Raw genomic sequence first — 21,474 nt, forward strand, 5'->3', positions numbered from 1 at the left:
CGGTGCACGGGCTCGCGTCGACTCGGCGCGGGCCCGTGTCCGGTGTTCAGGGGACGGGGATGTCGGTGACGTATTTCGGGGGGCCTGCGGAGCGGGAGCCGATCGAGCTCTCCGCCGAGGAGTTCGACGTGCTCTGGGAGCGCCTCGACCTCGGCCAGATGCCGCTGGTGATCAAGGTGCCCTCGCCGGGCAAGACCCACCAGGCGCGCGCCGACCTGGAACGACGCGTCTGGCACGACATCGGCGCGCGGGGACTCGGCGGTCCGACCGGGCTGCACCCGGAACTCGACTACCTGCTGCGGCTGTTCAACCGGCCCGAGCGCGAGGTCGACGGCCGGGTGTGGGTGGGCAAGAGCGTGCGGGTGCTGGCTGTGGCCAACGGCGACGAGGGCGCGGTGGCCACGTTGACCGACGACCGGCTCACGTTCCGGCGCGCGGCGGGCAGTGGCCTGCCGTCGGCCGTGCTGGGCGCGCTGCCCGCGCACCCCGCCGGCAGCGGGCACTCGGTCACCATGCCCAGCGCCGACCTGGAGGCCGCGGTCAAGAAGTCCGACGGCTCGCCCAAGAGCCTGGAGAACTCGTTGCGCGAGCACGGCGTGCGCCAGGAGGACGCCACCACGCTGGTGAAGATGTTCACCGGGCTCGTGCACACCGGCAACTTCGGCGCGGCGGCCCGCGACAAGTACGGCAAGCGGTGCCGACCGGACCGCGTGGTCGCGTTCTTCGACACCGAGGACGGTCGCTACCTCCAGCAACGGCGGGCGGCGAACGGGTCCGTGCCGTGGAGCACGTTCAGCCCGACCGACTCGCGCCGACTCGCGCACCAGGTGGAGGAGCTGCTCGCCGAAGCGGTGCGCGCCGCGAAGTTCTGACCCCGGTGCGGCGGCGTGTCGGCGGTCGTGTCGGCGACGCTAGCCTGGGCGGGTGCCGTCCAGGACCGTTGACCCCCACGAGGTGCGCGCCGCCGTCGAGGCCGTGCTGCCCTGGCTCGCCGGTGCGGCGGAGCAGCCCGAACGCCCGGTGCTCGCCGCGGCCGTGCGGCTGAGCCTGCGGACGCTGGAGCAGGTCGCGCCGGGCCGCAGCGTGGAGGTGCGGGTGCCGCCGTTCGCCGCCGTGCAGTGCGTGGCGGGCCCGCGGCACACCCGCGGCACCCCGCCGAACGTGATCGAGACCGACCCGCGCACGTGGCTGGAACTGGCCGTCGGCCGGCTCGGGTGGGCGGAGGCGCTGCGGGACGCCAAGGTCACCGCGTCGGGCAGCAGGGCGGATCTCTCAAGCCTGCTCCCGGTCCTCCGCTTCTAGCTAAGCTCGACCGCGTGAAGGCGCTCAAGGCGTGTGTCGCCGTCCTCGCGGTCGGAGCCCTCCTCGTCGGTTGCGGCGGCAGCGAGTGGTCGGGCGAGGTGGCGTTCAAGGTCGTCAAGATCAACCCGCCGTACGAGTCGATGGGCGAGACCAAGCCGTCGTACGTGAACCTGGAGATCGACCAGGACCAGCCGGGCGGGGTCGAGCGGATCGACAAGAAGGCCGCCGACCTCGACCAGTTCCCGGAGGGGATCGAGGTCGGCGACCTCGTGGTGTGCTCGGTGCGCCAGTCCGACCGGAGCGGCTTCGACCAGGAAGGCGTCCAGACCGACGTCGGACCCTGCCGCCTGCGCTGACTAGAACCAGGACCCGACGGTCTTGTCCCAGGCCTTGCCGACGCCCTCGACCACGTCCCGACCGAGCTCGACCACGTCGCCGACACCGCCGACGACCACGTCCACGGTGTCGTTGACGACCTCCTTGCCCGTGTTGAGCAGGCCGGTGCCCGCGTCGGACCAGTTGCCGTTCCACGCGTCGCGACCGGCGTTGTAGAGCCCGGTCCCGGCGTCGACCGCGAGGTCCGCCGCGCCGACGGCCGTGCCGCCGACGAAGTCCACCACCGGCCCGACGCCGGGGATGTGCGAGCCGGGCAGCGACGGGCCGAGCGGGTTCTCGTCCCACTCCTGCGCGGTCACCGAGCCGCCGTCACCGGTCGCGATCCGGGCCAGGTTCTGCACCGACTCCGAACCGGGGGCGTAGTACTGGGAGTGCGCGCCCAGCGCCGAGGTCCCGTCGGTGGTGCCGAAGGTCTTGGCGCCGAACCGGTCGTCGTACGGGCCGATCGACGAGCCGTCCTCGGTGAACCAGGTCTGGCTCGTGCCCTGGACGACCGGGTCGTGCTCGGTCGCGCCGACGTAGACGTGACCGGGGCCCGCGGAGAGCTGGTTGACGTTCGACGCGCCCACGCCGGGCGAGCCGACGAACGCGATGTCGTCCGCGGCCAGCCCGTTCATGCCCGCGTAGCCGACCGTGGTGGAGCCGTAGGAGTGGCCGATCACCGTGACGTGGGGGTTGTTACCCGCGGCCTCTGCGGCGGCGCGGTAGCCGGCGACGTCGGCGACGAGGTTCGCGCCGCCCTCGCGGGCCTGCGCCGGGTTGTCGACCTCGCCGGGCGCCCAGCCGGGCGCGTCGTAGCCGAGCCACTGGATGGTGGCGTTGCCCTCCGCGCCCATGGCCGCGCGCAGGTTGCCCGCCTGGCTCACGGAGAAGGCGTCCAGCGTGGAACCGGTGCCGGGGACGCTGACGGCGAGGTTCTTGGCGGTGTCGGGGTTGCCGTAGGCGATGGCGGTCCCGCCGTCGCCGCGCGGACCGTAGGGGTCCCAGGCCAGGATGCGGACGTCCGGCTCGCCCCGGGCGTTGAGCCAACCGTTGTCCCGGGCGAGGGTCTCCGCCTGCTCGATGCTCTTCTGCACCTTCTCGGCGTTCTCGGCCTTGGTGGCGGCTTCCTGGCGCTGCTCGTTGAGCGACGCGTACCGCTCGTCGTTCAGCAGCTTGGTCATGTCCTCGGAGTTGTCCGGGTCGAGACCCAACTCCTGCGCCCGCGCGGCCAGCTGGGCGTCGAGCTGGTCGCGCTGCGCGCCGAAGCGCTGGGCGTCGTCCTGGATGCGCAGGCGGTTGGCCTGGTCGAGCACCTCCGACGGCAGGCCGCGCAGTTGGCCGAGCTCCTGGAACTTGGTGCGCAGCAGCTCGTCCTGCTGCTCCTTGGTCAGCGACTTCCACCAGGCGGCCACCTGCCTGGGGTCCGTGCCGGGGCCGGGCACGGCGGGGGTGCGCGCGGCCGCGACGGCGGTGTTCCAGCCCGCGTCCTTGCCCGCGGTCTCCTCGAAGCCGGGGCGGACCTTGGTGAGGGCGTCGGCGTACGAGCGCAGCACGCGTTCGTAGCCGGTCTTGACGTTGTTGAGCTGCTCGTTGACCCGGTTGGCCAGCTCACGGGTCTGCGCCTCGTCCAACGCGGGCGAGCGGCCACGCCAGAAGTCGATCAGCTGGTCGGCGCTGCCGCGCATCTGCGTGTAGGCGCGCGAGGCGGCCTGGACGATGTCCGCGCCGGCGCCCAGCCGCTCACCGGCCACGGTCGCGGACCTGGTGGACAGCTCGGCCCGGGCGCCGAACCTGGCCGCGGCGTCGCCCTGCCAGCTCGCGGTCGCGGTGCTGCCGCCGGTGGCGACGGACTGGCCGGCGCGGTCGACGGCGCTCATCGCGCCGGTGATGGGGTCCGCGGCGGCGGCCACGCGGCCGGCGTCGCCCGAAGCCAATCGGCCGTACAGGACCTCGGGGTCGGTGAAGCTCACGCCATGCCCCCTTCGATGCCGCGGAACGAGGTGTGCGAGTCGTCGTCCGCGCGCTGGTAGGAGTCGGCGTTCTCGTTGAGGCCGTCACCCGCGTCGCGGTACCAGGCGCTGCCCCGGCGCAGGTCGTCCGACTGCTCGCCGGACCACTTCGCCAACGCGTCCACGAACTGCGCGGCCGCCGGGACCTGGCCGAGCGCGTCGGCGTCCAGCCTGAGCATGGAGATCATCTCGGCGCCGTCGGCGGTCGCGTCCGCCCCTTCGTGGAACTGCTTCGACGCCGCGCGCAACGTCTCCGGTTGCACACCGAACACGATTCCCCACCCTTCGTGCTGCTAGTCGCCGGCAATGCGACGCGCGTTCACCATCTTCGGTTCCCTCGCCCCGTGGGCCAAGCAGGTGAACAAATCCGCCCGGTAGTGATCACCGCCCGTCGCATCCGGAGCCGGCGGACTCGGCGATCGGCTCGGAGTGAGTTTTCGCAGGCAGATGATCGTGCAGTTGCTGCCAGACGCCGGCCTCGTGCCACTCGGTCAGCCGCCGCCAACAGGTCGCGCCCGAGGCGCCGAACAGGGCGGTGGGCAGCCGGTTCCAGCCGAGTCCATATCTCGTCGGTCCAGACCTCCTCACGCACGAGGCGATCTTGGATCGTTCGACGTTCCAAGCGAAGCCGACACGCCCCGCTCATTTTGAACTGATCACTCAGGGGCAGCAGGCGGCGGTCCTCGGGCTCGGGGCGGGAGAAGGTGTCGGGTCACCACTACCGTCGAGACCATGCACCGCAGCCGTGTCTCCGCCCTGCTGATCGACACACCGCAAGACCGGGCCGACCAGGCCGCCGCCTTCTGGTCAGCGGCCCTGGGCGCGACCGCCCGCCCGGTCCCGTCGGAGGAGCAGTTCACCTCACTGCACGACGCCATCCCGGGCTTGGCCGTGGCCGTGCAGGCGGTGGACGACGAGCCCCGCTTCCACCTGGACATCGAGACCGACGACGTGGAGGCCGAAACCGCCCGCTTGCTCGCGCTGGGGGCCACCGAGGTGTCGCGGTGGCTGGAGTGCCGAGTCCTGCGCGCACCGAGCGGCCACCTGATGTGCGTCCTGCCCGTGCACACCGACCCCGCCCAGTTCGAGGCCCAGGCAAACGCCTGGGCCTGACCCGCCGAGCCCGCCACCCGACCCGACGGGTCACCGGCTTCCCGCGTCACCGGAGGAAGTCGTCCAACAGCGCGGTGATCCTCGTCCGCAGCACACCGGCATCCGTCGGCCCGTGGAAGTCGACCACGTCCGCCGCCCGCCTGCGCCGCCCGCTCTGGTCGATCGCGGCGGCTCCGAACTGGCCGCGCAGGTCCGGTCCGCCGACTCGGCCGTCCGGGAGTCGCGGCAGCAGCCCCACCAGCGCGGCGGCGAGGTCGGCGTCCACCTCCCGCACGGTGAGCAGGTCACGGGTCAGCACCGCCAGCACCGAACCGGTGCCGGTGGTCGCGGCCAGCGCGCGCACCGCGGACCGCCCGATGCCCAGCCGCAGGTCCGCCGAACGCGGCGGGTTGGCGATCAGCTTGAACGCCGCGCCCAGCCACGGGTCGAGCTCGCCGCCGCGGGCCAGTCCCTGGGCGGTGAGGTGGCTCCACGGTGCGGGTTCGTCCTGCACGTGCAGGACGATCGGCATGGCGCCGAGGTCGAGGTGTTCCCAGGCGGTGCGGAACGCGGTCGCGCTGAGGGTCGCGGTGGTCACCAGTCGTCACTCCCGGATGACGGCGGGCGTTGCTCCCGGCCCCCCAGGCCCGCTCCGGTAACTGACGTCGAAGAGGACGCCGGGGTTCCGTTTAGCCGCCCCCGACCGAGCGGGATCTCAGACCTCCTGCAACAACTCCCACACGCACGCGGCGAGGCGGGCGTTGTCGATCGGGGTGATCGTGCTCCAGCTGCGGCCGTCCGAACTGGGCCGGACCTGGTGCAGGTAGCGGCCGGACGGCGTGTCGTGCCAGGCGACCACGCGGCCGGCGCGCACGGGTGGCCCGCCGCCGTGCTGGGCGCGTTCGACGCCGAACTGGCCGCGGGTGCTCATCCCGTCGCACATACCGGCGAGCTCCTGCGCCTCGTGCAGCGGCAGCCCTTGCCGTTCCAACGCGAGCACGAGCTTCTCCGCGTCCCGACCGGCTTCGTCGCCCGCCGCCCGCAGCACGTCGTTCGGCAGGCTGATCGACCGCCCGTACCCGGCGGGCATCTCACCGGCGACGGCCACCGCCGCCTCGGCCAGCGCGCTGGCCCGTGACTCGATCAACCACACCTCGTCGCCGTCGACCACGGCGAGGATGCCCTCGTCACCGGCCGCCGCCGCAAGACCCTTGATCTTGCGGCGGTCGACCCAGATCCAGATGTCGATCGACACCTGCGGGTTGGCCAGCAGCGCGAACGCGTCGGCCAACTCGGGCGTCAACCGCCGGTTCGCCGCCAGGCCGCGCTCGGCGAGCGAGCCCCAGGCCTGCTCGACGAACACGGCGCGTTCGGTGTGCGTGATGCCGGGGCTCGGCACGTCGAGCGCGACGTTGCGCCGGGCCAGCCGCTCGCCCTCCCACGCGACGTCGAATTCGAGCGTCGACAGGACAACCGTGCCGCTCACTTCACTTCTTCTCGGGCTCGTCGCCGATGACCGACTGCACGACCATCCGCTCGTCACCGAACACGTCGTCGGAGTCGACGCCGTACTTGCGGACGTGCTCGCCGTCCTCCTCGCCGGGGCCGCCCTTGGCGCTCGCCGCCGGCTGCAACATCGAGGAACCGGCGCCGCCCTTGCCCGCGACACCGCCGGCCGCGCCCCGGTTGGGCATGCGCTCGTCGGGGTCGATGGCGCCGATCGTCGCGGAGATGCCGGACTTGCCGGTCAGCGTGCCGGGCATGCCGGGGACACCGCCCTTGCCGGTGCCACCACCGCCACCACCACCGGTGCCGCCCTTGCCCGCCGGTCCTTCCGGGACCTTGCCGCCGCCGGGCATCGCCGGCGCGGGGTTGCGCACGACCCGCCCGCCACGCGCCTGCGTGGCCGCGAGGCCGAGCCCCAACCCACCGGCCAACCCGAGCCCGAGCCCCAACCCGAAGTTGGACCCACCGGCCTTGCCCAGGGCGGCGGGCGGCACGATCGTCTGCCCACCCGGCGAGGGGGGCAGCAAGCCGGTCGAGCCACCGGGCATCTGCCCCGGCAGCTGCGGCGCAACGCCGACCGAGCCACCGGGCAACTGACCGGACCCACCGGGCAAGCCGCCCGTCACGCCACCCGGGATGCCGGGCGTCGCCCCACCGGGCTGCCCTACCGCCGCCACCGGCGTGCTGACGCTGGAGGCCGTCGTCACCTCGAACTGCGGGGGCGGGTTCATGCCCTGGTACTGGTTCAACGCGTCCCGGCTGGCCTCGGTGTACTGGTCGAGCCCCCGGATCGTCTGCTCCCGCGCCGCCTGGGTCGCCTTCACTTCCTTGGCGTGGTCGGTCTCGTGCCCGAAGAACCCGAGGAAATCGTCACCGATGTTGGTCTCCGTGTCACCGCGCAACTGCTGCGGCTCGGGCATCCCGTTCCTGGCCTGGCTGTGGTTGGCCCCCTGCACGGCGGTGGCCTGGGAATTCTGCTGAGCGGCGTCGGTGCCCGAAGTCGCCACGTCGGCCGACACGGTGACGGCCTGACCCGCATTCTCGCCCGCCGCGCCCTGCCAGTCGATTCCGAGCTTCTTCAGCTCTCGGCGCAACGTCTCGTCGGTCTCGTCCAATGTGCTCGCGAGCTGACGCAGCGCGTGCGACGCATCGCTGAACCTCTGACTCGCGTCACTGCTCGAGAACTCCGCGACCAGCCTCGCCAACCCGTCGTTGGTAAATCCCTCGAAGCGGTGGTCGGTGATCTGTCGGTAGCCGCCCATACCTCCCCCTTACTTCAAAGTCTGCAACGTCGTCAGCGCCATTTCCGCGCCCTTGGCGGCGTTCTGGCACATCTGGTCCTGGGTAAAGCCGTCGCCGATCGGCAGGAAGGAGACGAACAACTGCTGCCCGTCCGCCACGTCGACCGCGAGCGCGCAGTCGTTCTTCGTCGTACCGGTCAAGGTGATCTGGTAGGCGCCGAACCCCGCAACGGACTTCTGGACGACGTCCAGGTTGCCCCCGCCTTCCCAGTAGCCCACGCCCTCGTCGGCGATCAAAGTGACTTCGTAGCTGAACAGCGGCCGGGAGTTGGCCTGGAAGCTGCACCCCGGCGAATCCTTGCCCTTGATCACGTCTTGGGGTTCGCTGATCGCCTCGTCGATCTTCAACTGCTGCTGCTGGTCCTTGGTCAGCGCGGTGCAAGCATCGCCGATGCCGTCGAGTTTGATCTCGGCCGGCCTCGGGGGGAAATCGACGGTGGGTTCCGACGAGCCGGAAGTCGGACCACCGGTCGTCTTCGTCGACTGAGGGCTCGGATCGCCGGGGGTGTTCGTGGTCGTGCAACCGGCCACCACCGCCACCGCGGCCGCCACCACGATCAGAGCCTTGCTACTGCGAAGCACCCGCCGCCCCCATTGCCGCTTCAACGTCTTCGTCGGTGTGACCGTACTGTTTGGCGGCGCCGCGGAGTTGCTCGACAAGACCGGTAAGGCTCTCGATGTACTGCTCCACGCGGTTGGCGTAGGAGTCGTCGTGCTCGACCAAGCGGTCGTTCCAAGCTGCCGCGATGTCCTTGTTCAGGGTGTCGAGCCCGTCGAGCGGGACGCGGAGGTCGCGCTGGGCCGCGCGGTAGCTCTTGCGCAGCGCGTCGACCTGGTCGCTGATGACGGCACCGGCTCGGAGGACGGTGTCCTTCTCCACCTTGAACTCCCGGCTCCCGCCGGGAGCGGCGGCCATGGTGTCGCCCAGGCGCTTCTCCGCCGCGAACATCTCGCCGACCGCCCTGCCGACGGCTCCCCCGGCCGCGGCGACGGCTCCTAGTAGGCCGGTCTCCTGTTCCACGACGTCCTACCCCCGTACGGTCGGTAACGGTATGAACCCGGTTCGAGGCTACCAACGACCGCGTGAGCCGGGTCTGAGGTTGGACGAAGAAACGTCCGACCCGGTTCCCGCGGGTTGGGGGTGCTCGGTGACGGGTCCCGCACGGGGACGGTCGCGGTCGGTCAGGGGACGGTGATCTCGCCGTTCGCCGCACGCAGGGCGATGTCGGTGCGGTGGTGCGAGCCGGTCAGGTGGACGCCCGCCACGCGGCGGTAGGCGTCGGTCCTCGCGTCGGTCAGGGTGTCGCCCGTGCCGACGACCGACAGCACGCGACCGCCGGTGGAGACGACGGCGCCGTCCTCGCGGCGACGGGTGCCCGCGTGCAGCACGCCGTCCGCCTCGGCGCCGGTCACCACGTCACCCGTGCGCGGCCGGCCGGGGTAGCCCTCGGCGGCCAGCACGACGGTCACGGCGTAGCCATCGGCCCAGTCCAGGGGCGGCGCGGTGGCGAGGGCGCCGGTCGCGGCGGCGTGGAACAGGCCCGCCAGCGGGGTGCGGAGCAGCGCCAGGACGGCCTGGGTCTCCGGGTCGCCGAACCGGCAGTTGAACTCGATGACCTGCGGCCCGGTGGAGGTCAGGGCCAGGCCCGCGTACAGCAGGCCGGTGAACGGGGTGTCGCGCCGCGCCAGCTCGTCCACGACCGGCTGGACGCAGGTTGCCACGATCGTGTCCACGAGGTCGGGCGCGGCCCAGGGCAGCGGGGAGTACGCGCCCATGCCGCCGGTGTTGGGGCCCGAGTCGCCGTCGCCGACCCGCTTGAAGTCCTGCGCGGGCAGCAGCGGCACCACGGTGGCGCCGTCGACCAGGCAGAACAGCGACACCTCGGGACCGTCGAGGAACGACTCCAGCAGCACCGGGTGGCCGTGGTCGAGCAACGTCATGGCGTGCGCGCGGGCCACGGCGCGGTCGGTGGTGACGACCACCCCCTTGCCGGCGGCCAGGCCGTCGTCCTTCACCACCCACTGCGGGCCGAAGCGGGTCAGCGCGGAGTCGAGCCGGGCCGGGTTGTCGACGATCTCCGACACCGCCGTCGGCACGCCCGCGGCGGCCATGACGTCCTTCGCGAACGCCTTGGAGCCCTCGATCCGGGCCGCCGCGGCCGAGGGGCCGAAGCAGGGGATCCCGATGGCGCGCACGGCGTCCGCCGCACCCGCCACCAGGGGCTGCTCCGGCCCGACCACGACCAGGTCGGCGTTCCACTCCTCGGCCAGCGCCGCGACGGCCCCGCCGTCGGTGACGTCGACCCCGTAGGTCTCCGCCACACCGGCGATGCCCGCGTTGCCCGGCGCACAGGCCAACGCGATCACCGAAGGATCCCGCGACAACGCGAGGACTAGGGCATGTTCACGGGCGCCAGACCCGATGACCAGGACACGCACGGTGCGGAAGCCTAGATGACCCGCCCGGTCATCCGCCCAGTGCGTCCAGCGAGCCGGGGTGCAGCGGCACCGGGTCGGTCATCGTGGCCTTCTCCTTGACGATGTCCTTGGCCGCCGGGTGCACGGCCTCCAGGTCCGACTTCTTGTCGTAGATGAGCTTGGTCACGGCGCACGCGTCGCCCTCCGGGAAGTCCGTGCGCACCAGCAGCACGTTGGGCACCGCCACCGTGGGCACGTCCGCCGGCCGGCCGTAGGTCGCGGCCGGGATGACGCCCCGGTCGTACACCTCGTTCACCTTCTTCAACGCGTCCAGCTGCGGCGTGATGTCGATGAACTTGACCTTGTCCTTCAACGACGTGGTGATGTCGGTGATCTGCGCGGTGGGCAGGCCGCCGGACCACACGAGCCCGTCGAGGCTGCCGTCCTTCATCCCGTCGGCGGTCTTGGCCAGGTCGAGCCGCTGCGCCTGCACGTCGGTCTCCGGGTTCAACCCGGCCGCCGTGAGCAGCCGCTGCGCGATCACCTCGGTGCCCGACTTGGGCGACCCGGTGGAGATCCGCTTGCCGCGCATGTCGGCCACCGAGTCGATCCCGGCGTCGGCCCGGACCAGCACCTGCGTGTAGTTCGGGTACAGCCTGGTCAGCGCCTGCACCTGCTGCGGCTTGCCGTCGAACGCGCCCTTGCCCGCGACCGCGTCCGCCGCCGTGTCGGCCAGCGAGAACGCCACGTCGTAGTCGCCCGCGACCAGTTGCTGGATGTTCTGCACCGAGGCGCCGGTCTCGGCGGCGGTGGCCTTGAGCTTGGTGTTGTCGCTGATCAGCTTCGCCAACCCGCCGCCGACGACGTAGTACACGCCGCCGGAGTTGCCGGTCGCGATGGTGATCCGCCCGTCCGCGGCCTCGCAGGCGGCGCCGCCCGCGTTGCCGCTCGGCGCGTCGGGCGTCCGCTTCCCGCCGCACCCGGCGGCGACGAGGCCGACCGAGAGCACGCCCGCGGCGACCTTAAGCGTCCAGCTGCGCATGCTGTTCCCCTCCCGAGTGGATCTTCCGGCGTAGTACGAGGTGCACCGCCACCGCGGCCAGCAGGAAGCCGACGCCGACGCCGATGGTGACGGGTTGCAGGTAGAGCAGGGCCACGGCGGCGGGCGCGCACAGCGCCCGTTCCGGCCACCGCGCGGGGCCGAAGAGCCAACCGCCGGTCAGCACGGCCAGCGCGGCCACGCCGAGAGCGGAGGCGGCGAACACCCAGACGCCGTCCAGGAACGACGTGCGCAGCAGCAGGCCGGCGCCGTTGTCGGTCAGCACGAACGCCAGCGGCACGAGGAACGCGGGCAGCGTGTACTTCCACGTCCGCCACATCGTCTTCATCACGTCGCCGCCGGTGATCGCGGCGGCGGCCACGGCGGCGAGCGCCGTCGGCGGCGTCACCTCGGACAGCACCGCGTAGTAGAAGATGAACATGGCCGCTTCCTCGCGCGCCACGCCCAGCTCGATCAGCGCGGGCCCGATGACGACCCACGAGATGATGAACGAGGCCGTCACCGGCACGGCCAGGCCGAGCAGGCTCACCGCGAACGCCGCCAGCACCACCGTGACGAACAGCACCGCGGTCGGGTTGGACGAGATCGCGCCGGCCAGGTCGACCAGCGCCGACGCCAGCTCCTGGCCGAGCCCGGTCTTGGTGATCGTCGACGTGATCACGCCCGCCGCCGCGCACACCGCGATCACCGGCAACGCCGACCGCACGCCCTGCGACAGCGAGTCCGCCATCGCCCGCAGCCACCCCCGCACGTCACCGCGCTTGGCGACCAGCGCGAACAGCGCGGCGACACCGGTGGCGTAGACGACGGCGGAGAACACCGGGATGTCCAGCGCCAGGAACAGCACGATCACCGCGAGCGACAGGAAGTGGTACCCGCCGCGCTTGAGCAGCGCCCACGGGCTCGGCGAGTCGATCTCCACCGGCTTCGCGCCGAACTTGCGCGCGTCGATCTCCACGGCCAGCGCGATGCCCAGGTAGTACAGCAGCGTCGGCAGGATCGCCCAGATCAACACCTGGAGGTACGACGTCTCCAGGTACTCGGCGATGATGAACGCCGCCGCGCCCAGGGTCGGCGGGGACAGGATCGCCCCGATGCCGGACGCGGCGAGCAGCCCGCCCGCGTTCTCCTTGGGGTAGCCCGCCTTCTTCAGCATCGGCCACGTCACCGCACCGAGCGACACGGTGGTCGCGGTGCCCGACCCGGACACGGTGCCGAGCAGGAACCCGGCGGTGGCGGCGGTGCGGCCCGGCGCCGTGCGGGACTTGCGGAACGCGGAGAAGCTGATGTCCACGAAGAACGCGCCCGCGCCGGACGCGTTGAGCACCGACCCGTAGATCGTGAACAGCACGATGTAGGTCGCGGCGACGTCCAGCGGCGTGCCGTAGAACCCGGTGGCGTCGTTGTAGAAGCCGTTGATGATCTGCGAGAAGTCCACGCCGGCGTGCGAGATCGACCAGGACGGCGGCAGGAACCCGCCGTAGTAGGCGAACGCGATGAAGCCGACGCAGACGATCGGCAGCACCCAGCCGGTGGTCCGCCGGCACGCCTCCAGGACGAGCACGAGCAGCAGGGACCCGGCGACGACGTCGAGCGCGGTCAGCTGCCCCTGGCGGTCCAGGAACGCGTCGAACCCGCCGAACAGCGGGTAGGCGCCGACCACGAACGCGCACGCCGCCGCCACCCAGTCCACGACACCGGGGTCGTCGGCCTCGCCGCGCCTGCCGCGCGGCCGGTAGCAGAGGAAGACCAGCGGCAGCGTGACCGCCAGGAAGATCACCAGGTAGTACTGGCCGCCCTTGCTGAACGGCCAGAACACCTGCTTGAGCACGAGCAGCGCGATGGCGAGGCCCGCCACCCACACGCCCAGCTCCCAGCGCCGGGACAAGGTGCGCGACGGGCGCTCCTCGTCGTGCTCGGCGAGCAGTTCATCGACTTCGACCTGCGGCTTGGTCGGCACGCGCACCCCTTCGTGTCGCGCTGGGTGAAGCGCTCACGAAGCTACTTGTGTCGCCGGTCACAGCCATAGGCCCACCGTCTAAAGGGACTGTAAAGACCGGCCGGGAACGGCGGGCGTGGCCCGATTCACACGATCCGGGCGTCCACGTAGCACCAGCGCCAGTCCTCGCCCGGCTCGAACGAGCGCATCACCGGGTGCTCGGAGGCGCCGAAGTGCGCGGTCGCGTGCCGACGGGGGCTGGAGTCGCAGCACGCGACGTGCCCGCAGGACAGGCAGATCCGCAGGTGGGCCCAGTTGTGCTCACCGACGGCGAGGCAGTCGGCGCAGCCCTCGGGGTTGTCCGGGGCGACCGTTTCCGGGAGGTCTGAGACGTGGGCGCAGGTCATACCGGTCATCATCACGCAAGATTGCGCCATGCACGGACCGCAACTGCTCCTCCTGCTCGTCGGCGCGCTGCTCGTCACCGCGGCCGCCAAACGCCTCAACTGGTCGGCGCCGCTGGTCCTGGTGGGCGCCGGTCTCGCGGTGTCGTTCATCCCGGGCCTGCCCGAGTTCGCCCTGGAACCGGAGCTGATCCTGGTCCTGGTGCTGCCGCCGCTGCTGTACTCGGCCGCGCTGGACAGCTCGTACCACAACATCCGGGCGAACCTGAGGCCGATCGGGCTGCTCGCGGTGGGCCTGGTGCTGGTGACCACGGTCGCCGTCGGCTGGGTCGCGCACCTGGTCCTGCCGGAGCTCTCGGTGCCCGCGGCGCTGGTGCTCGGCGCGGTGGTGGCGCCGCCGGACGCGGTCGCGGCGGTCGCGATCGGCCGGCGGCTGAACCTGCCCCGCCGGACGATGACCCTGCTCACCGGCGAGAGCCTGATCAACGACGCGACCGCGCTGACGGCCTACAAGGTGGCCGTCGCGGCGGCCGCCGGTGTCGCCGCGACCTGGGTCGACGGCACGCGCACGTTCGTGATCAGCGCGGGTGGCGGTGTGCTCATCGGGTTGGCGATCGGCTGGGGGGTTCGCCGGCTGCGGGACCGGCTGAACGACGGCGTGCTGGAGAGCGCGCTGGGCATGCTGGTGCCGTTCGGCGCGTACATCTTCGCCGAGGAGTTGCACGCCTCCGGTGTGCTCGCGGTCGTCATCGCCGGGCTCTACATCGGGCACAACGCGCCGAGCAGCTCCTACTACACGCGTTTGCAGGACACCGCGGTGTGGCGGTCGGTGGACGCGATGCTGGAGTCGTTCGTGTTCGCGCTGATCGGGTTGCAGTTGAACAGCGTGGTGCGCGAGGTGGACGTCACCGCCGGGTTGGTGTGGGCGGCGGCGGCCGTGCTGGCGGCCACGATCGTGGTGCGGTTCCTGTGGATGTACCCGGCGGCGTACCTGCCCCGGCTGCTGTCGAAACGGGTCCGGGAGCGCGAGGGCGCGCCGGGGTGGCGCGGCGTGACCGTGCTGTCGTGGGCCGGGATGCGGGGCGTGGTGTCGCTGGCCGCGGCGAGCGCGCTGCCGCTCGACCTGCCCGGCCGCGAGGTGATCGTGTTCTGCGCGTTCGTGGTCACCGTCGGCACGCTGCTCATCCAGGGCCTGTCGCTGCCGTTCGTGATCCGCAAGCTCGGTTTCCGCGGTGATGAGGAGCGCACCGACGCGTTGGCCGAGGCACAGGTGCAGCACGCCGCCGCGCAGGCGGCCGTGCAGCGGCTGGACGAGGTGATCGCCGACGACGAGAGCACGCCGGAGCACGTCGTGGACCGGCTGCGGGTGATGGCCGAGCACCGCGGCAACGCGGCGTGGGAGCGGCTGGGCAGGCAGGAGGACGAGAGCCCCGCCGCGTCGTACCGGCGGCTGCGGCGCACGATGCTGGAGGCCGAGCGCCAGGTGTTCGTCCAGGCGCGGGACGAGGGTCGGATCGACGACGAGGTGCTGATCCGGGTGCTGCGCGAGCTCGACCTGGAGGAAGCGGCCATATCCAGGGAGTGACCACAACGAACCTCCCACCACGCGTTCACCGTGACGTGGTCTGCGCTTCGCCCTACCGTGTCCAGGACGTCGCGGTGCGCGACGAGGCTGCCGCGCGTCTGAAGTCTCTGGGCAGTAACCCTTTGGGGAGGTCGGCGATGGTGCGGACGAGGATCGTCGGGGTGGCGCTCGCGGCGCTCGCGGTGGCCGGGGCGGTGGTGCTGCCGTCGGCGTCGGCGAGCGGTGACGGGGAGACGGCGTCGTCCCGCAAGGGCCCGCTGGTGATCGGCCACCGCGGCGCGTCGGGCTACCGGCCCGAGCACACGCTGGCCGCGTACGAGCTGGCCGCGCGGATGGGCGCCGACTACATCGAGCCCGACCTGGTGGTCACCAAGGACGGCAAGCTCGTCGCCCGGCACGAGAACGAGATCGGCGGCACCACGGACGTCGCCGCGCGGACGGAGTTCGCCGGGCGCCGGACCACCAAGGTCATCGACGGCGCGTCCATCACCGGCTGGTTCACCGAGGACTTCACGCTCGCCGAGCTGAAGACCCTGCGGGCCAAGGAGCGCATCCCGGAGGTCCGGCCGCGCAACACCCTCTACGACGGCCGGTTCCCGGTGCCGACGCTGGAGGAGGTCATCGACCTGTCCCGCCGGTTGTCCCGCGAGCTCGGTCGCGACATCGGCATCTACCCGGAGACCAAGCACCCGACGTACTTCCAGGACATCGGCCTCCCGCTGGAGCCCCGCCTGGTCGACGTGCTGAACCGGGCGGGCCTGAACCGGCACGGCGCGAAGGTGTACGTGCAGTCGTTCGAGGTGGCCAACCTCAAGCAGCTCAAGTCGAAGCTGCGGGTGCCGCTGGTGCAGCTGATCAACTCGTCGGGCGCGCCGTACGACTTCGTCAAGGCGGGCGACAAGCGCACCTACAGCGACCTCGTGACGCCGGAGGGCTTGCGCGAGATCCGCACCTACGCGTCCGGCATCGGTGCGGCGAAGGACCGGATCATCCCGCGTGACGCGGCGGGTTTCCTGCGCGAGCCGACCACCCTGGTGCGCGACGCGCACACCCGCGGCCTGATCGTGCACGCCTGGACGTTCCGCAACGAGAACACGTTCCTGCCGGCCGACTTCCGCTCCTCCACCGACCCGGCCGCGTACGGCAGGGCGTTCGGCGAGTACGCGAAGTTCTACGCGACCGGCCTGGACGGCGTGTTCGCGGACAACCCGGACACCGCCGTGGAAGCCCGCAAGGGCTGACGCAGGTTCACCCCGGTGGGACGCCCGCGCTCGTGCGGGCGTCCCACCGGTTGATCAGGAGCCGCCGTGAACGGCTTCGCGCGGGTCCCCGCCAAGGGGAACCCTTGCTGCAATTCTACCGACGGGGTCTGACAATTCCGGGTCCTCGTGCGACCGCGGACCGCCGAGCAGGCCCCGGCGGGCCAGGATCGGGCGGACGCCCTCGCCGAACCAGTAGGCCTCCTCCAGGTGCGGGTAGCCCGAGAGCACGAACTCCTCCACGCCCAGCGCGTGGTACTCCTCGATCAGGTCCGCCACCTCCTCGTGGCTGCCGACCAGGGCCGTGCCCGCGCCGCCGCGCACCAACCCGATGCCGGCCCACAGCCCGGGGTGGACCTCCAGGCCGCGCACGCCCCGGCTCAGGTCGCCGCCGTGCAGCGCCACCATCCGCCGCTGCCCCACCGACTGCGACGTCCGCAGCTGCTCCTGCGCCCTGGCCACCTGCTCCGGGTCCAGCGCCGCCAGCAGCTTCTCCGCCTCCCGCCACGCCTCGGCCGACGTGTCCCGGCTGATCGTGTGCAGCCTGATGCCGAACCGGATCGGCCGGTCGCCCGCCAACGCCCGCACCCGGCCGATCTTCTCCGCCACCTGCGCCGGCGGCTCGCCCCAGGTCAGGTACACGTCGGCCCGCCGCGCCGCGACCGGCAGCGCCGCGTCCGACGACCCGCCGAAGTAGATCGGCGGCACGGGGTCCGGCGCGGCGAGCAGGGTCGCCCCGGACACGCGGTAGTGCTCGCCGGCGAAGTCGACCGGCCGCCCCGACCACACCGCCCGCACCACGTGCAGGAACTCGTCGGTCCGTGCGTACCGCTGGTCGTGGTCGAGCCAGTCGCCGAACCGGCGCTGCTCCACCTCGTCCCCGCCGGTCACCACGTTCAGCAGCAGCCGACCGCGCGAGATCCGCTGGTAGGTCGCGGCCATCTGCGCGGCCAACGTCGGCGAGATCGCCCCCGGCCGGAAGGCCACCAGGAACTTCAACGTCGACGTCCGCGCGATCAACGCCGCCGTCGTCAGCCACGCGTCCTCGCACCACGTGCCGGTCGGCGTCAGCACGCCGGCGAACCCGTTGCGCTCGGCGGCCTGCGCGACCTGCGCCAGGTAGTCGACGTCCGGTTCCCGCGACGCCGCCGCGCCCGCCGACCGGTTGGCGTGGAAGCGCTCGACGACGGTCCGGCCGTCACCGGAGGTGGGCAGGAACCAGTGCGGCACGACGCTCATGACAGTTCTCCCTGGAAACGGGTGTCCACGAACTTCTTGAAGTCCACCTTGCCGGGCAACGTGCCGTCCGCGGTGAACGCGTCGGCCAACTCCTGCTCGGACGCGACCACCACGTCGTCCAGCTTCACCGGCAGGTCACCGCCGCGTGCCACGGCCGCCCGCGCCACCTCGACCTTCAGCCCGGTCTCCGCGGCCCACGCCGTCGCCCACTCCTCGCGGTGCGTGTCGGCCCACCGCTGCGCCTGGCTGATCCGCCGCACGAACTCCTTGACCGCCTCGCTCTTGCCCGGCGAGTCCAACGCCGCCCGACCGGCCACCTGGAACGTGTAGCCGTTCGACTTGCCGCGCCCGTCGGTCAGCACCCGCGCGCCGGCCTCCTGCTGCGCCTGCGCGGTGTAGGGGTCCCACACCGCCCACGCGTCGACCCGCTTCTGGGTGAACGCCGAGTACGCGTCCGACGGCTGGAGGAAGTTCAGCGTCACGTCCTTGGTCGTCAGCCCGGCCTCGGCGAGCGTCAGCAGCACCTGCCCGTGCGCCGAACTGCCCTTGGCGACCGCGATGCCACGCCCCTTGAGGTCCCGCACCGACCGCAACGGCGAGTCGGCGGGCACCAGCAGCGCGTCGCCCTCCACGCTGCCCTTCGCCGCGTACACCGCGGCGATCTTCGCGTTCGCCGCCGCCGCGAAGATCGGCGGCGTGTTCCCGACCCCGCCGACGTCGATCGCGCCCGCCGACGCGGCCTCCAGCAACGGCGGACCGGAGGTGAACGTCGACCACTCGATCTCGTACGGGAAGTCGTCCAGCAGGCCCGCGGCCGTCAGCAGGGCCTTGGAGCCGCCCTTCTGGTCGCCCACCTTGAGCACCACCGGGCCGTCGGACGACTCCGCCGTGCCGCAGCCCGACAGCGCCAACACCACGACTACCAGCGCGCTAAGCAGCTTCGACATCGTCCACTCCCAGGTTCGACAGCACTTCCGACCGCAGGTCGACGAACGACGCGCGGCGCCGCGGCCGCGGCAGGTCGACGCGGTGCTCGGCCACGATCCGACCTTCGTCCATCACCACGACGCGATCGGCGAGCAACAACGCCTCGTCCACGTCGTGGGTCACGAACAGCACGGCGGGCCGGTGCTCCCGCCACAGCTGCTCCACCAGGTGGTGCATGGCGAGCCGGGTCAACGCGTCCAGCGCCCCGAACGGCTCGTCCAGCAGCAGCAACTCCGGCTCGCGCACCAGCGCCCGCGCCAACGACACGCGCTGCGCCTCGCCACCGGACAGCGTCAACGGCCACGCGTCGGCGTGATCGGCCAACCTGACCTCGGCCAACGCCTTCTCCGCGACCGAGCGGTACCGGTCCGGCCGGCGGCCGTCACCGCGCAGCCCCAACGCGATGTTGCGCCACACCCGCCGCCACGGCAGCAGCCGGGGCTGCTGGAACGCGACGGAAACCCGCTCGGGCACCGTGAACGTCCCCCCGACGTCGGGGTCGAGCCCGGCCAGGATCCGCAGCAACGTCGACTTGCCGCACCCGCTGCGCCCCAGCAGCGCCACGAACTCGCCGTCCGCGACGTCCAGGTCCAACCCGGCCAGCACCCGCCGCGGCCCGAAGTCCTTGACCAACCCCCGGATCCTCACCGCGCCCGCCACCGCAGCACCCTCCTCTCCAGCGCGCGCACCAGGGCGTCCGTGCTCAGCCCGAGGAGCGCGTAGACCAGCAGGCCCACCACGACGACGTCGGTGCGCAGGAACTCGCGGGCGTTGTTGATCAGGTAGCCGATGCCCGCGTCCGCGTTGATCTGCTCGCCGACGATCAGCGACAGCCACGCCGTGCCGAGCGCGATCCGCAGCCCCACCAACGTCTGCGGCACCGCCGACGGCAGCACGACGTGCGCGACCCGGTCGAAGCGGGTGTAGCCGAGCACCCGGGCCGCCTCCAGCAGCGCCGGGTCGGTCTGCCGGATGCCCGCGTGCAGGTTCAGGTACAGCGGGAACGCCACGCCCGCCGCGACCAGCGCCAGCTTCGGCTCCTCGCCGATGCCGAACCACAGGATGAACAGCGGGATCAGGCCCAGGTGCGGCAACGTGCGCAGCATCTGCACCGGCGGGTCGAGCAGCCGTTCACCCCAGCGGGACAGCCCGGACGCCAGGCCGAGCGCGCCGCCGACGACCGCGCCGATGGCGAAGCCCACCGCGACCCGGCCCAACGACACCAGGAACGCGTCCACCAACTGCCCGTCCAGGACCAGTTCGTAGGCGGACCGGAACACGGTGACCGGCGACGCGAGCTTGTCCTCCGGCAGCACGCCCGTGCTGCTCGCGGCCTGCCACAGCAGCACCAGCCCGATGGGGCTCAACCACCGCCGCAGATCGGGCCACTTGCGTTGTTTTGTTGCGGGCGCACGCGCGGCGACAACCGATTCTGGACGCGCGACAACACCCGCGGTGGAAATCGACACGGATTTCTCCCCGCAGCCAACGGACACCGGACGCGCTGATCAGCGAGTCAGAGTTTTGATATCCGGACGGGGGAAGTCAACGCGTCCCGAATTGTGAAAGTGCCTCCGGGACCGATTGCGTCGGTCCCGGAGGCACTTTGTGCGAAGAAGAGGATCAGCCGAGCATGTCGTGCCGGACGATGGTCTGGTCACGGCCGGGGCCGACGCCGATCGCGGACATGCGGGCGCCGGAGATCTGCTCCAGGTGCTCGACGTACGCACGCGCGTTCGCGGGCAGCTCCTCGTACGTGCGGCAGTGGCTGATGTCCTCGAACCAGCCCGGCAGCTCCTCGTACACCGGCACGGCGTGGTGCACGTCGGTCTGGGTCATCGGCATCTCGTCGACCCGCTCGCCGTCGATCGTGTAGCCGACGCAGACCGGCACCTTCTCCAGGCCCGACAGCACGTCCAGCTTGGTGAGGAAGTAGTCGGTGATGCCGTTGACCCGCGCCGCGTACCGGGCGATCACCGCGTCGAACCAGCCGGTGCGCCGCGACCGCCCGGTCGTCACGCCGAACTCGCCACCGGTCTTGCGCAGGTGCTCGCCCATCTCGTCGTTCAGCTCGGTCGGGAACGGCCCCGAGCCCACCCGCGTGGTGTACGCCTTCAGGATGCCGATCACCGTCGTGATCCTCGTCGGCCCGATGCCGGAACCGGCGCTCGCGCCGCCCGAGGTCGGGTTCGAGGACGTCACGAACGGGTAGGTGCCGTGGTCGACGTCGAGCAGCGTGCCCTGCGAACCCTCCAGCAGCACCGTCTCGCCGCGCTCCAGCGCCTGGTTGAGCAGCAGCCGGGTGTCGGCGATCCGGGAGGTGAACTTGGTGCCGTGCTCCAGCACGCTGTCGACCACCTGCTCGGGGTCGAGCGCCTTGCGGTTGTAGACCTTGACCAGCACCTGGTTCTTGAAGTCCAGCGCGGCTTCCACCTTCTGCCGCAGGATCTTCTCGTCCAGCAGGTCCTGCGCGCGCACGCCGACGCGGGCGATCTTGTCCTGGTAGCACGGGCCGATGCCGCGACCGGTCGTGCCGATCTTGGCCTTGCCCAGGTACCGCTCGGTCACCTTGTCGATCGCCACGTGGTACGGCATGATCAAGTGCGCGTCCGCGGAGATGAGCAGCTTGCTGGTGTCGACGCCCTGCTCGTCCAGGCCCGCCAACTCCTCCAGCAGCACACCGGGGTCGACCACGACGCCGTTGCCGATGACGCTGGTCACGCCGGGGGTGAGGATGCCGGAGGGGATCAGGTGCAGGGCGAACTTCTGGCCGTCGGGCAGCACCACGGTGTGCCCGGCGTTGTTGCCGCCCTGGTACCGGACCACCCACTGCACCCGGTCACCGAGCAGGTCGGTTGCCTTGCCCTTGCCCTCATCGCCCCACTGGGCACCGATCAGCACGACGGCCGGCATGTGAAACTCCAAGCGGTTGGACGGGTAAGAGCCGAATGCCTGCGACGGCCGAGCCGTCAGTGGACGGCTGTTGAGGGTAGAC

At 71.7% G+C, this 21,474-nt stretch carries 22 protein-coding genes and 1 pseudogene; 6 read left to right on the forward strand and 17 right to left on the reverse strand.

Translation table 11 applies throughout. The annotated features are described in order from the left end of the window. Nucleotides 1–65 precede the first annotated feature (65 nt). The 3 genes from ACYVLT_RS29855 to ACYVLT_RS29865 are packed head-to-tail and all read left to right on the forward strand — an operon-like array spanning nt 66 to nt 1,658. The gene (locus ACYVLT_RS29855; protein ID WP_461123502.1) at nt 66–872 is read left to right on the forward strand and encodes an ESX secretion-associated protein EspG; all 807 of its coding nucleotides are present in this window, start codon (nt 66–68) and stop codon (nt 870–872) included. A 52-nt stretch (nt 873–924) separates the two neighbouring features. Next, nucleotides 925–1,302, forward strand: a complete 378-nt coding sequence (locus ACYVLT_RS29860) for a sterol carrier family protein (RefSeq protein WP_461123503.1) — start codon at nt 925–927, stop codon at nt 1,300–1,302. Between the two features lie 14 nt (nt 1,303–1,316). Further along, nucleotides 1,317–1,658: a hypothetical protein gene (locus ACYVLT_RS29865; RefSeq protein ID WP_461123504.1), complete on the forward strand. Its 342-nt coding sequence runs from the start codon at nt 1,317–1,319 to the stop codon at nt 1,656–1,658. Here the strand turns inward: ACYVLT_RS29865 and ACYVLT_RS29870 are convergent, their stop codons facing one another. From ACYVLT_RS29870 to ACYVLT_RS29880, 3 genes and pseudogenes are all read right to left on the reverse strand, one after another. Beyond that, nucleotides 1,659–3,650, reverse strand: coding sequence for an alpha/beta hydrolase (locus ACYVLT_RS29870; RefSeq protein ID WP_461123505.1), 1,992 nt, complete (start codon nt 3,648–3,650; stop codon nt 1,659–1,661). It abuts the gene before it with no gap. Next, nucleotides 3,647–3,961 carry a hypothetical protein gene (locus tag ACYVLT_RS29875; RefSeq protein WP_461123506.1) on the reverse strand — a complete coding sequence of 105 codons (315 nt, stop codon included), beginning with the start codon at nt 3,959–3,961 and terminating at the stop codon, nt 3,647–3,649. The genes ACYVLT_RS29870 and ACYVLT_RS29875 overlap by 4 nt, the downstream gene beginning before the upstream one ends. 172 nt (nt 3,962–4,133) lie before the next feature. Further along, nucleotides 4,134–4,250, reverse strand: a pseudogene (locus ACYVLT_RS29880) (transposase); the annotation flags it as partial. Between the two features lie 171 nt (nt 4,251–4,421). Between ACYVLT_RS29880 and ACYVLT_RS29885 the strand changes: the two are divergent. Further along, complete coding sequence (locus ACYVLT_RS29885; RefSeq protein ID WP_461123507.1) at nt 4,422–4,802, forward strand: VOC family protein; 381 nt, start codon at nt 4,422–4,424, stop codon at nt 4,800–4,802. A 46-nt stretch (nt 4,803–4,848) separates the two neighbouring features. Here ACYVLT_RS29885 and ACYVLT_RS29890 read toward each other — a convergent pair whose 3' ends face one another. The 9 genes from ACYVLT_RS29890 to ACYVLT_RS29930 form a co-directional block, all read right to left on the reverse strand. After that, nucleotides 4,849–5,379, reverse strand: a complete 531-nt coding sequence (locus ACYVLT_RS29890; RefSeq protein ID WP_360463069.1) for an ESX secretion-associated protein EspG — start codon at nt 5,377–5,379, stop codon at nt 4,849–4,851. A 117-nt stretch (nt 5,380–5,496) separates the two neighbouring features. Beyond that, complete coding sequence (locus ACYVLT_RS29895; RefSeq protein WP_461123508.1) at nt 5,497–6,267, reverse strand: ESX secretion-associated protein EspG; 771 nt, start codon at nt 6,265–6,267, stop codon at nt 5,497–5,499. Between the two features lies 1 nt (nt 6,268). Next, nucleotides 6,269–7,549, reverse strand: a complete 1,281-nt coding sequence (locus ACYVLT_RS29900; RefSeq protein WP_461123509.1) for a PPE domain-containing protein — start codon at nt 7,547–7,549, stop codon at nt 6,269–6,271. 9 nt (nt 7,550–7,558) lie between these two features. Continuing rightward, nucleotides 7,559–8,143, reverse strand: coding sequence for a DUF3558 domain-containing protein (locus ACYVLT_RS29905; RefSeq protein ID WP_461123510.1), 585 nt, complete (start codon nt 8,141–8,143; stop codon nt 7,559–7,561). Between the two features lie 13 nt (nt 8,144–8,156). Beyond that, nucleotides 8,157–8,609 carry a hypothetical protein gene (locus ACYVLT_RS29910; RefSeq protein ID WP_461123511.1) on the reverse strand — a complete coding sequence of 151 codons (453 nt, stop codon included), beginning with the start codon at nt 8,607–8,609 and terminating at the stop codon, nt 8,157–8,159. 161 nt (nt 8,610–8,770) lie between these two features. Further along, on the reverse strand, nt 8,771–10,027 hold the full coding sequence (purD, locus tag ACYVLT_RS29915) for a phosphoribosylamine--glycine ligase (RefSeq protein ID WP_461123512.1): 1,257 nt from the start codon (nt 10,025–10,027) through the stop codon (nt 8,771–8,773). A 28-nt stretch (nt 10,028–10,055) separates the two neighbouring features. Then, a complete protein-coding gene (locus ACYVLT_RS29920; RefSeq protein WP_461123513.1) occupies nt 10,056–11,048 on the reverse strand; it encodes a TAXI family TRAP transporter solute-binding subunit in 993 nt (330 codons plus the stop codon). Further along, complete coding sequence (locus ACYVLT_RS29925) at nt 11,029–13,026, reverse strand: TRAP transporter permease (protein ID WP_461123514.1); 1,998 nt, start codon at nt 13,024–13,026, stop codon at nt 11,029–11,031. Before ACYVLT_RS29925 ends, ACYVLT_RS29920 begins: the two co-directional genes overlap by 20 nt. Nucleotides 13,027–13,151: 125 nt before the next feature. Beyond that, on the reverse strand, nt 13,152–13,424 hold the full coding sequence (locus ACYVLT_RS29930) for a UBP-type zinc finger domain-containing protein (RefSeq protein ID WP_461123515.1): 273 nt from the start codon (nt 13,422–13,424) through the stop codon (nt 13,152–13,154). Between the two features lie 16 nt (nt 13,425–13,440). Here ACYVLT_RS29930 and ACYVLT_RS29935 point away from each other — a divergent pair, with 16 nt between their 5' ends. Both ACYVLT_RS29935 and ACYVLT_RS29940 read left to right on the forward strand, forming a co-directional pair. Further along, nucleotides 13,441–14,994 carry a Na+/H+ antiporter gene (locus ACYVLT_RS29935; RefSeq protein ID WP_461123516.1) on the forward strand — a complete coding sequence of 518 codons (1,554 nt, stop codon included), beginning with the start codon at nt 13,441–13,443 and terminating at the stop codon, nt 14,992–14,994. 137 nt (nt 14,995–15,131) lie between these two features. Further along, nucleotides 15,132–16,235 (forward strand): glycerophosphodiester phosphodiesterase, encoded by a 1,104-nt coding sequence (locus tag ACYVLT_RS29940; RefSeq protein ID WP_461123517.1) that lies wholly within the window; start codon nt 15,132–15,134, stop codon nt 16,233–16,235. 54 nt (nt 16,236–16,289) lie between these two features. Here ACYVLT_RS29940 and ACYVLT_RS29945 read toward each other — a convergent pair whose 3' ends face one another. The 5 genes from ACYVLT_RS29945 to ACYVLT_RS29965 all read right to left on the reverse strand — a co-directional run bounded on the left by ACYVLT_RS29945 (nt 16,290) and on the right by ACYVLT_RS29965 (nt 21,392). Further along, the gene (locus ACYVLT_RS29945; RefSeq protein WP_461123518.1) at nt 16,290–17,492 is read right to left on the reverse strand and encodes an LLM class flavin-dependent oxidoreductase; all 1,203 of its coding nucleotides are present in this window, start codon (nt 17,490–17,492) and stop codon (nt 16,290–16,292) included. Continuing rightward, nucleotides 17,489–18,439 (reverse strand): ABC transporter substrate-binding protein, encoded by a 951-nt coding sequence (locus ACYVLT_RS29950; protein ID WP_461123519.1) that lies wholly within the window; start codon nt 18,437–18,439, stop codon nt 17,489–17,491. The genes ACYVLT_RS29945 and ACYVLT_RS29950 overlap by 4 nt, the downstream gene beginning before the upstream one ends. Further along, complete coding sequence (locus tag ACYVLT_RS29955; protein WP_461123520.1) at nt 18,423–19,139, reverse strand: ABC transporter ATP-binding protein; 717 nt, start codon at nt 19,137–19,139, stop codon at nt 18,423–18,425. Before ACYVLT_RS29955 ends, ACYVLT_RS29950 begins: the two co-directional genes overlap by 17 nt. Next, on the reverse strand, nt 19,124–19,948 hold the full coding sequence (locus tag ACYVLT_RS29960; RefSeq protein ID WP_461123521.1) for an ABC transporter permease: 825 nt from the start codon (nt 19,946–19,948) through the stop codon (nt 19,124–19,126). Before ACYVLT_RS29960 ends, ACYVLT_RS29955 begins: the two co-directional genes overlap by 16 nt. Nucleotides 19,949–20,102: 154 nt before the next feature. Then, the gene (locus tag ACYVLT_RS29965) at nt 20,103–21,392 is read right to left on the reverse strand and encodes an adenylosuccinate synthase (protein WP_461123522.1); all 1,290 of its coding nucleotides are present in this window, start codon (nt 21,390–21,392) and stop codon (nt 20,103–20,105) included. Nucleotides 21,393–21,474 lie beyond the last annotated feature (82 nt).

The organism is Saccharothrix stipae (assembly GCF_054781895.1).

What these genes read in the sequence shown, in the direction of transcription:
- ACYVLT_RS29885 (WP_461123507.1), top strand. Translation starts at nt 4,422, where the DNA reads ATGCACCGCAGCCGTGTCTCCGCCCTGCTGATCGACACACCGCAAGAC.
- ACYVLT_RS29900 (WP_461123509.1), bottom strand. Translation starts at nt 7,549, where the DNA reads ATGGGCGGCTACCGACAGATCACCGACCACCGCTTCGAGGGATTTACC.
- ACYVLT_RS29920 (WP_461123513.1), bottom strand. Translation starts at nt 11,048, where the DNA reads ATGCGCAGCTGGACGCTTAAGGTCGCCGCGGGCGTGCTCTCGGTCGGC.
- ACYVLT_RS29930 (WP_461123515.1), bottom strand. Translation starts at nt 13,424, where the DNA reads ATGATGACCGGTATGACCTGCGCCCACGTCTCAGACCTCCCGGAAACG.
- ACYVLT_RS29935 (WP_461123516.1), top strand. Translation starts at nt 13,441, where the DNA reads ATGCACGGACCGCAACTGCTCCTCCTGCTCGTCGGCGCGCTGCTCGTC.
- ACYVLT_RS29940 (WP_461123517.1), top strand. Translation starts at nt 15,132, where the DNA reads ATGGTGCGGACGAGGATCGTCGGGGTGGCGCTCGCGGCGCTCGCGGTG.
- ACYVLT_RS29945 (WP_461123518.1), bottom strand. Translation starts at nt 17,492, where the DNA reads ATGAGCGTCGTGCCGCACTGGTTCCTGCCCACCTCCGGTGACGGCCGG.
- ACYVLT_RS29950 (WP_461123519.1), bottom strand. Translation starts at nt 18,439, where the DNA reads ATGTCGAAGCTGCTTAGCGCGCTGGTAGTCGTGGTGTTGGCGCTGTCG.
- ACYVLT_RS29965 (WP_461123522.1), bottom strand. Translation starts at nt 21,392, where the DNA reads ATGCCGGCCGTCGTGCTGATCGGTGCCCAGTGGGGCGATGAGGGCAAG.